The organism is Paenibacillus sp. P4_A7, assembly GCF_056402455.1.
Map to the genome: position 1 here is coordinate 1 of NZ_JBFUHJ010000229.1, position 8,374 is coordinate 8,374.

General features: G+C 38.4%; 11 protein-coding genes. 2 read left to right on the forward strand and 9 right to left on the reverse strand.

The annotated features are described in order from the left end of the window. Nucleotides 1-123 precede the first annotated feature (123 nt). The 4 genes from AC1DWN_RS21570 to AC1DWN_RS21585 all read right to left on the reverse strand — a co-directional run bounded on the left by AC1DWN_RS21570 (nucleotide 124) and on the right by AC1DWN_RS21585 (nucleotide 2,220). Nucleotides 124-408 carry a hypothetical protein gene (locus tag AC1DWN_RS21570; protein WP_477560959.1) on the reverse strand — a complete coding sequence of 95 codons (285 nt, stop codon included), beginning with the start codon at nucleotides 406-408 and terminating at the stop codon, nucleotides 124-126. 104 nt (nucleotides 409-512) lie between these two features. Next, complete coding sequence (locus AC1DWN_RS21575; protein WP_477560960.1) at nucleotides 513-983, reverse strand: hypothetical protein; 471 nt, start codon at nucleotides 981-983, stop codon at nucleotides 513-515. Nucleotides 984-1,090: 107 nt separating this feature from the next. Continuing rightward, nucleotides 1,091-1,534 carry an SMI1/KNR4 family protein gene (locus AC1DWN_RS21580; RefSeq protein ID WP_477560961.1) on the reverse strand — a complete coding sequence of 148 codons (444 nt, stop codon included), beginning with the start codon at nucleotides 1,532-1,534 and terminating at the stop codon, nucleotides 1,091-1,093. 89 nt (nucleotides 1,535-1,623) lie between these two features. Continuing rightward, complete coding sequence (locus AC1DWN_RS21585; RefSeq protein ID WP_477560962.1) at nucleotides 1,624-2,220, reverse strand: hypothetical protein; 597 nt, start codon at nucleotides 2,218-2,220, stop codon at nucleotides 1,624-1,626. 165 nt (nucleotides 2,221-2,385) lie between these two features. Here AC1DWN_RS21585 and AC1DWN_RS21590 point away from each other — a divergent pair, with 165 nt between their 5' ends. Then, entirely contained in the window at nucleotides 2,386-2,526 is a 141-nt protein-coding gene (locus tag AC1DWN_RS21590; protein ID WP_477560963.1) for a hypothetical protein, read from the forward strand. A gap of 46 nt (nucleotides 2,527-2,572) precedes the next feature. Here AC1DWN_RS21590 and AC1DWN_RS21595 read toward each other — a convergent pair whose 3' ends face one another. The 5 genes from AC1DWN_RS21595 to AC1DWN_RS21615 all read right to left on the reverse strand — a co-directional run bounded on the left by AC1DWN_RS21595 (nucleotide 2,573) and on the right by AC1DWN_RS21615 (nucleotide 7,978). Continuing rightward, nucleotides 2,573-3,142, reverse strand: a complete 570-nt coding sequence (locus AC1DWN_RS21595; RefSeq protein WP_477560964.1) for a hypothetical protein — start codon at nucleotides 3,140-3,142, stop codon at nucleotides 2,573-2,575. A gap of 5 nt (nucleotides 3,143-3,147) precedes the next feature. Beyond that, the gene (locus AC1DWN_RS21600) at nucleotides 3,148-3,456 is read right to left on the reverse strand and encodes a hypothetical protein (protein WP_477560965.1); all 309 of its coding nucleotides are present in this window, start codon (nucleotides 3,454-3,456) and stop codon (nucleotides 3,148-3,150) included. Nucleotides 3,457-3,746: 290 nt separating this feature from the next. Next, nucleotides 3,747-4,871: a glycosyltransferase gene (locus tag AC1DWN_RS21605; RefSeq protein ID WP_477560966.1), complete on the reverse strand. Its 1,125-nt coding sequence runs from the start codon at nucleotides 4,869-4,871 to the stop codon at nucleotides 3,747-3,749. A gap of 202 nt (nucleotides 4,872-5,073) precedes the next feature. Further along, nucleotides 5,074-6,093: a glycosyltransferase gene (locus AC1DWN_RS21610; RefSeq protein ID WP_477560967.1), complete on the reverse strand. Its 1,020-nt coding sequence runs from the start codon at nucleotides 6,091-6,093 to the stop codon at nucleotides 5,074-5,076. Between the two features lie 697 nt (nucleotides 6,094-6,790). Beyond that, nucleotides 6,791-7,978 (reverse strand): hypothetical protein, encoded by a 1,188-nt coding sequence (locus AC1DWN_RS21615; protein WP_477560968.1) that lies wholly within the window; start codon nucleotides 7,976-7,978, stop codon nucleotides 6,791-6,793. A 157-nt stretch (nucleotides 7,979-8,135) separates the two neighbouring features. Here AC1DWN_RS21615 and AC1DWN_RS21620 point away from each other — a divergent pair. Next, the coding region (locus AC1DWN_RS21620) for a hypothetical protein (protein WP_477560969.1) at nucleotides 8,136-8,374 on the forward strand (239 nt) is incomplete at its 3' end.

Below are 8,374 nucleotides of genomic sequence, written 5' to 3' on the forward strand. Positions count from 1 at the left end.
TAATCAAATCTAATTCGGATATTAACTCACTTGATAAACGACCTCCTTTTTTATTTAAGAAATTCAATATTTCGTTTTTATCTCGATTAACTAAAACAACTGCATCACCCTTAACATAAGCGTCTACAGAGTCGATTGTATTCCAATCAAAGGATTTCGAATTAGTGCGATTTCTGGGTCATTTACAATTGATAAAATGAACTTCTTCATCCCTTCTGTATCCCCTCTAGTAACTGAAACACCTAAATCCCTTGAAGTTTCATAAATAACTCGAGCATGTTTTCTTGATTTTTTATCGAAATTTGGGCTAAAATTTGGGCTATCTTTACCCATCCCCTCATCCACTCGAACATTTAGCTGAGTAGGCTTAGGATTATTAGTGGGGCGGCCCATTTTCTTTGCTGGCACAATCTCACTTCACTTTTGATATCAAAAGTCAAGGATGGATGTGCAAAAAAAAGAGAGGTTATGAATACCCTCCCAAAAAGTTAGAAAATGCTTATTTCGTGGTATTAGGACTTTATGCAAGTCATTTTAATTTGGGTGAGGTTTTCTAAGTTGATTTCAATTTGTAATTCGGTATGCTCATTAATAGCGATTAGGATTTTATCTTTGATTTCTAAGTTTTTTATAGGATTTGAATTTTCAAAAAATATTCCCCATACCAAACACTCCTCAGCATCCGTACAGGCAATAAATCCTTCGTTTCCCATTTGACCATCACCGCCATAGATTTTCCCGTCTTGATAATCAATACTGACCCATTCATCAACGATCGTCCAAAAGTCATCATTATACTTTGCAATGCTGTCCATGGTTGTGTCACACAAGGGAGAGCAAAAAAATTCACTTTCTTTTGTGTTGGGGTCATATAGGCTGTAACAATTTAAAATTGTTACATTGCCATTTGGAAAGATGATGCAATTAATACCGGGCAGTTCATGCTTTTCAAAATTCCAATGTTCCGCAATACTATTATCCATAATAACTCTCCCTTTTATATCCTGTTTTAATATAACGTAATTATGTACTTCGCATTACAAGCTCTGGGTCGCTGTAAGTGACATTGGAATCATAGTAATAACAACATTCACCATTCATAAAAATTATCCTCGATCAGCGTCTCGAATGAATCCGCTAATAACTCGATCTCCCCGTTATCGTGGTAACAAATGAAAACGTTTCCTGCCTCATTGATTATAATCGGATCGCCGGAACCATCCATAGAGATGACATAGCTGGTTTGCAAAACCTCTGCAAAGGGTGGCTCCTTGAATTGCTCCCGGGCCCCAAGAGTCAAATCGACAACCGTTTCGTTTCCGAGACTGGAGCCATTTGAGAATGCATATACCGCAAGACCTGCATATGCCCCCCCAAACGTCCGGATAAACTGCACATAGTCCTCATGAAATTTTACATTCAGACGCTGCTGTGCATTAGCAATTTCCTCTTGGCTCGCCGGACTGCCTACTAGTGTGCTATTATCCTTCCGATGAAGGAAAGTCTTTAATCTCTTCATTAATGCATCTTTCATAGGATAGTCGCCCTCCCTACCAATTCATTCGAATTAACTACCGTTCAAGCCCCCGCTATCGCATCCGGACTTTTTGATTATTTTCAAAGTTATTCAACACTCTCAATTTTTGAAAGACAAAAGTCTTCCCAATTATCTCTTGTGTTCTGTGAATGTGGATTAGCAGGAATAATAATTTTTTCCGTTGGCAAGTAAAAATAATTCTTTTGGGTATGCTTTTGCAATCCTGAAATTTTCTTTAAATCCCTTTGAAATGCTCGATAAAAAGATTGTATCTGTTTGTTAGGATTTTTTGATATCATACGAATTTGTATCAGTTCTCGACTTTTATCGGTTTCTCTGCCGCCATTAACTTCAATAGAATAGGAGCTCGGCGTATCATAAAAATATCCGGATTCTTTGATTTGTATTATATCTTGTATGGGATAGCAGGAAAAGAAAAAAGAGTTATATGCAGTATCATTAAAATAAATGGCGAACAAATCGATTTCTTTACTTTCAAAAGATGAATATTGACGTTCACCTTGTGCGTTAACAAATATTTCGGCATATAGTTTAACTCCATGACTCAGCATTGCATGATGGCTCTCAGTAAGAAAATCCATAACAGGCATTGAAATATTAAAATAAGTAGCTATACCATTTTCCTCCTCATCCAAAATATAAATTAATAGTGCGTTATTCAAGTTAAAATTTATGGATTGTCTTCACCGCAGTCATGTATTAACATTAAAATCTATCCAGATTTTCTATCAAGGATAGCGATGCTTCCTTCTCCAAATAATCCTATTGGGAACGGGTCTTAATCATCAGGAATTTCATATTCATCTTAATATTTTTTAAAAGAATCAATGAAGCTCGTTCAAAACTTGTTCGTACAAATGGATCGTGCGAACCGCCGACTGCTTGAGGCGCTGCAAGCCGCGCCGGTGGACGAAACCAGCAAGGAAGCGACGCTGTTCCTGCACGTGCTCCAAGCGGAGCGCATCTAGCTGATCCGGCTGCGCGGCGAGAGCAGCTAATCCGCTCCTTCTATTGCTACATGAGTAGCTTGTTCTTCAGCTCCTCGGCCGTGTCCGGCTTCCAATAGCTTATTTTTAATTTCTTCTCCTGAACCAATTGTCCAACCTGTTCAAAAAGCGCTGCTCTCTTCTGRGCTGGCCAATGGGTAAATGACTGCAAATCACTGGACACATTCCAAATAGAGGTTGCATTTTCCWTTTKGGACCATTTTTTCATAAGAATCGATTCAACGTCCTCATAACCTATCCGATACAAAATACCAACATATGTCGCGCCAATTCCATCATCYAGAATCGCTCTTTTCAGAAAATACGATTGAACCTTTTGGCAGCAAATTTTATTATTTAGCGGAAGYAGRTCACCTAGCACATCATCAAATTCTCCAGTTACTTTTCCAACATAATAGCTCGTTTTAATAAGACCGCTTAGCTTTTTCTTCTCCGGATCAGCTGCCAAAAGTTCTATCCAGCACACATCCAAAGCCTCAAACAGCAGCGGTGTAAGTGAAAAATATGTATCATCCCTAAGCATATGACCCCAGCCAAACCTAAACGTATGCCGGTTTTGCTTAGTATCAAACTTCACCGTACCTAATCTCCATCCATCAAAACAGAGCCAACCAAAATCATAGGAAAGGCTTGCTCTAAAGTCACACCTTCTAACGTATCGCTTATATTAAAGGAAGAAGTATCTCTGTGGGTTAACTTTAGTACCTCGCTGTCGCGCTTAAATGATGAAACCTTCTGGATATGCTCTGCTGCAAGCTCATACACCTCGCACATTTTCTCACTCGCTTTGCCCGGCATCATGCCAAGTAAGGCAAGCAGTGTTTCATGCTCTTCCCAGCTGATCTTGCTGCCAGGCTTCTTCTCCAGAAACGTCTGCAAAAAAGCTAGCACTACTCCCTTTGGGCGGCAATGCATCGAAAACTGGCTGATTATAATCTGTCATTACTGCGTTCCTCCTCATCCTGACTATTTCTATTATAKTAACATGACAAATTTTGCAAATATATAGWTCTRACTTCCTTTAAAACAAACCCTACATGCCCCGYCTTCTTYTACCAAATGCCGATCATGTCRGCAACYTCGTCTTCAAAAAGTTACTTGAGCCAACGTCCATGCACATGAAGAAAGATGACCAATTGATTATCGTAGTCATCTTTCAGTCATCTAGACTAATGATTTAATTACCTCGCATAAATTTCATGTTTCCAATGGTTTCGGATTGCTTCTTTAATCGTGAAATATCGGCTCTCCCATGTTTGATGAAGAAGCCAAGATTGTATATCATCTCTTCTAAACTGAAAAAATGGAGATAGCACATGTTCTAATTGAATCTTCCATTGATCAATATCCTTCCCTATATACACGTATGGAATATTTTGGACCTCTGGCAAATCAGTAGCAATAACCGGTTTCCCACTTGCTAAATATTCATACATTTTCACAGGATTTGCTGCTATTGTGATGCCATTGATTTTAAATGGAATTAAGCATGCATTAAAGTGATACAAATATTGCGGTAGTTCACTGTATGATTTATAGCCAATATATTTTATGTTAGGTATTGTAAGATCTACCTTTGCGGCAAACTCAACGCCGATAATAACAAACAAAATATCCGGAARTGCGTTTGCGAGTTCCCGTACTATTTCTTGATCTACCCAATGGGCCCATGCACCTACAAAACCAACTATTGGACTACTTAATCCAAGCAGTTCCAACGGTTTTTCCGGAATGGAATACCTATATTTCTGGAAATGTTGCAAATCACACCCATTAGGAACTTTATAGCAGGGTTTACTCGTATAGGTTTCAGTAATGTGTTTTTGCAATACCGAAGAACTTGTCACAACTAGATCAGCCCGATTCACCATAGAGTCTAAATAGGGGGCCCAGTCCGGAATATCATCAACATAATCATACACTTCAAAATCTGCAGTATACTGATCTAAAAAACCATGGAGCTTAGACCAGGATACCCACAATATTATTCTTTTTCCTTGCCGTTTCAGTTCCGGAATAGTTTCCTGAATAAACTTCTTATTGTTGTGCACAATGGTCAGATTATCATTAAGCTCTGTCATATACGTCTGCAACGATTGTGTTTTGTTGCAATAATAAACCTTGTGTCCATGGAGTGAAAATTGCTCCATCAGCTGCTGTGGTCTTTGTTTCATCCAATTCCAATCAATCGTTGGAGGATACACAATTACTGCATCATCAAGCAGTTTGCTGCCACACGGATGAATCGATGATTCCAGAAACATTGGTTGTATATCTGAATACTCGTTATTATCAGATCTCTTCATGTTTCTCCTCCTATATATATTGCTTATAAATTCGTTCCACTCTTCTATGATGGAAAATATTATATTTTTAATTTAACCCCTGATTCTGTAAATATATAATCAGGTTTAAATGTCTCCACTTTTTTCGAAGACCCTCAGCTGTCTTCTCCGGAACCTCTAATCTAGCGGTTTTAAAACCATGCTTTTCAAGTTAGAAAGGCTCTTACGGAAAATGAATTTTTAACTTCGACTTTATTTGTTCATAACGCTTATTCCAAGTGTGATTTGACAACCAACTATTTAATTTCTCTTTGTCGATGGAAAAAGATGGGGACAGCACCTTATCGATTTCATCTATAAAGCTATCATGATCAGTGGCCGTATAAACATACGGTATGTCCATCACCTCAGGTAAATCAGTAGAAATGACAGGTTTAGTCGCGGCTAAATATTCATACATTTTTACCGGATTTGTTGATAATGTAATACTGTTCTTCTTGAATGGAATAATACAAGCGTCTGCATAATATAAATATGCAGGCAATTTGCTGTGCTTTTGAAGACCACTATAAATCACGTTAGAAAAATTATATTGGAACGTAGCTCCGAACTCCGGTCCGATAATGGACAACAAGGCATCGGGAAATGCGAGGGAGATCCGCTCAATTAATTCCTGATCGACCCATCTCGCGTAGGCCCCGACATACGTAATAATTTTACCGTTATGTCCCTCGTACTCTAGCGGACGCTTAGGAGGATTATGATGAGTGTATTGCTGGAAATGGTTTAAATCACAGGCGTTTGGAACGAGGTAACACGGCTGAAAGGGTGCTGATTCTGCAATTCCTTTCTTTAAGAGACGGGCAGTAGTAAAAATAATGTCTGCTTTGCKTGCCATCTTATATACATAGGGCGCCCATATCCGAAAATCATCCACGTAGTCAAATACAATTTTATTAGGCAAGTATTGCTCCACCAGTTGGAATTGCATTGCACAGGTCACCCATACAATGATTTCTTTTCTTTGTTTCTTAAAGCTTGGAATGCCATATCGTAAAAATTCTTTATTATTATGAACAACTGTAATGTTAGGAGCCACTGAACTATATTTTGCTTTCGAAGATTGCGTTTTATTGCAGTAATAAACCTCATGCCCATCCTCAGCAAACTGCCTCATTAATTGTTGGGGACGTTGTGTCATCCAGCCCCAATCTATTGTTGGCGGATATATAATTACAGCCAAGTTGATATATCCCCTCTCCTTAAAGAATATTTTTTCATAGCATTCTTCAGTGATTGAAATTCCTGAGGAGTTAAAAATAAGGAGGCCATTATACCAGAACGATTATTCACTCGAGTCACTTTTTTAAATGGACGTCTGTGATTCTTTATTTTAAGTTTCAATAATATAATCTCCTTTCGAGGATATTTCCTACTCTTATCCTATTCCGTACTGGGAACTAAGTAACGGCGGTTGTCCTTACATACCAAATATAACGTTAGCATATCCACCTACTGGAATCCAAACTCATGAAGCTTTAGAATATACATAGGAGCAATTAAAGATCCCTCATGAAATCTTGTGATTCGGAAATGTGCTTTCTACGAAATCTATGAGAATATGATGGAGATAGCTTGTAACAATTGTAATGTCGGTTATCCCGTTTTCTTTCAAATCTATTAACAAATTTCCTATTATTGAATGGTGACTGATTGAAAGCAGCGGTTTTGGAATGTTTATCGTATGAGGAAATAACCTAAAAGCCTTTATTTTTACCTCTACAGGGTAACTTACTCTTGTTCCAAAGCAAAAACACCTCCAAGTTGTACGATTATTTTACAATAGTCGTATGTTCAGCTTAAAGGTGTTTTACTTTGTCTCACATTTCGGGGTCAGTTCCGAACATGGTAAGAAGGGTTTTTCTCTGTAAAGGCATCATTCATTTAAACTTGCGAAAGTCTACTTCGTGCATCCATGCAAAAAAGTCCCTTCCTTCTTCAGGAATGTTCTCCCTTTTATGAAGCACGGCGTTCTTTATATCTTCCCAAAAGTAGATGTTATTATTCAGCTTCCATCTTCCCTGCACCAAGTTGGATTTGATGTCATGATATCGTTGCGCGCTCATTTGGAATCCATGCTGATTTGGATCGATCCCTTCCAGAATAAGTCCGATCATCGTTCTGGAGCATTTTTCACACTTTCCGCAGTTGGTTCCGCTTTCGGATTTATAACATACTCTTAATTGCTGCGATGAATCCGTATTATTTATAAACTCGGAGATCACTTTCAATTTATCTTGTCTGGTCAATTCATATCCCTCATGGATTGCTGAAGTTTTGCCCCACTTCACGTTGTTATCAATTGTCGGGTGGGATCCCCAAGGCAATTTGGGTTCATGAACAGAATAGGTTGAAGGAATGTAGATTTTGGAAATACCCTCGGTATAAGAGATTGGCGCACATAAACCCAACAAGCCGACACCGTGTTGAAAAGGTCCCCACCAACTAGAATAGTTGGTATTTCTTAAAAAACGGGTGTGAATTTCGCGATGGTTCAGAAATGACCGCAAATTTGATTTTACGAATACATTCGTTACATGATTTCTGATGCCAAATGCATGCAAATGATGTCTGACTCTCTCCCACCCTTTCACATTGTTTAATTCGATATCCGCTCCCCAAACCGATATTAAATAAGGCTTTTCTTCTTTTCTTTGGATATAAGTGGTTAAGGAATCTACCCCGCCGCTGAATAAAGATGCGCTGTGATGAGCGGAATAAGAGTTGTTTTCTATTTGCCTATCCGCATAAACATTGCCTTTGAACTTTACATTGGAATGTAATCCCTGGAAAGAATTTTTGATTGCATCCAAAGACTGCATGAACGTAAAGTCCAATTCTTCCACATACAAATCGGTATCAGATGCCCATACAATCGGGAGAATATTGGAGAGTAACGGGATAACGAGCAAACTGTGCGGTACCGAATCTATGGGTCTGTCATATTCAACCCAAAACTTTGTTTCGAGAAAATACTTCTCAATCTCTTTCGTACACGTAAATGAACATTGTACTTTGTTATGGTCTACAACCTGCGGTGGGTGAACGACAATCTTTTTTCGGTCCACTTCTTTCCTCATCCTTTCGATTGGTTGTAATCTCCTAAATACTTGATATTGTATTCATTCTATAAAAAAAAGATTGTGCTCCAATCTGAACAGGAAGCCTTTATAGTGAATATGATATCTTGTAGTTCGAAAATGATATATGAGAGGATGGATAGCCATGACTGAAATATCTGAAGGTTTTTCAAACCTTCAAACCGGCATTGAGACAAGTAGAAACAAGATTCTTTCATTAATCAAAGATGTAGAGGATATTACTTATATATATCCCGGGGGTAACATCGGCGACAATCTGATTTGGGAAGGTACAAAACAACTATTGAAAAACATCAAATATAAACATGTTCACGCAATTCATTTGGACAAAAACGTAAAAGGCCATACTGCCCTCATCTCCGG